At 33.9% G+C, this 821-nt stretch carries 2 protein-coding genes; both read left to right on the top strand.

The window, feature by feature from the left end:
• Nucleotides 1–3 precede the first annotated feature (3 nt).
• Nucleotides 4–144: an HTH domain-containing protein gene (locus tag DXB43_RS15860; protein WP_195492561.1), complete on the top strand. Its 141-nt coding sequence runs from the start codon at nucleotides 4–6 to the stop codon at nucleotides 142–144.
• A gap of 26 nt (nucleotides 145–170) precedes the next feature.
• Complete coding sequence (locus tag DXB43_RS14960; RefSeq protein WP_012744349.1) at nucleotides 171–821, top strand: hypothetical protein; 651 nt, start codon at nucleotides 171–173, stop codon at nucleotides 819–821.

Here is an 821-nt window from a genome sequence, read left to right on the forward strand (position 1 = left end):
AAAATGGCTGGTGTTGAGGAAAATGATATTGACAGGCTTTTAGTCAATCCACCAGAAAAGATTGAAATCGAAGTAAAGTATAAAATTGCTGTGACGGTTATGGAGCTGCGATTTTGGCTAAAAGATTGTGAATCACCGATATAATCGGGATTTGTGAGTAGAGGGCACTTATGAAAAATAAAAGTATCAATCAAGTTTCCATAATAAATGGTGAAGATGGTCCCACAAGTGTTTTTATATTTGGAGAAGCTCAAAAGCAATCTCTAAAGATTAGAATCCGAAATGCTATCTATCAATCCAGACGAAAAAGGATAGAAAAGAGAATAGCGGCCAACCCGCATACCCTTGCGGAAGTGGTGCAATACGCAAAGGATCATTATGATTTAGTGGAAATCAATCCTGCCGCAACAAATTGGATAGAACGACAGAAAAATCTAAAAGCTAGTTTGATTATGCAGCATAAACCAGAACTTTTGGGCCAAAGGAAGGATATTCCAAAACCAGATTTTCATAATGAAGAATCTGTTAAAAATTTTTTGAATGAAATGGAAATTAGAAATAAATTGATTGACCAAATGCCTGATAATGTAATTCCCATGGATTTTCATTTATATGAAATAAAAATTGGTGAGGATTTAATGGAAATAGAGGTAGATTATACCTGGAATATATTTGGAATATCTTACTCTGGAAATAAGTCGGTCATAAAAAGGTTTAAGAAAATAGCTAGAGATTTATATTGTTATTATGGTGTCAGTGAGGAGGATATAAAGAACCGGACAAAAAGATATTCTTCACTGGTAACGGAATTGAGTTCATAA

This window comes from Roseburia sp. OM04-10BH (assembly GCF_003462605.1).
Classification (GTDB): Bacteria; Bacillota; Clostridia; order Lachnospirales; family Lachnospiraceae; genus Roseburia_C; species Roseburia_C amylophila.

Excerpts from the sequence above, each read along its gene's own strand:
- DXB43_RS15860 (WP_195492561.1), top strand. The coding sequence starts at position 4 with ATGGCTGGTGTTGAGGAAAATGATATTGACAGGCTTTTAGTCAATCCA.
- DXB43_RS14960 (WP_012744349.1), top strand. The coding sequence starts at position 171 with ATGAAAAATAAAAGTATCAATCAAGTTTCCATAATAAATGGTGAAGAT.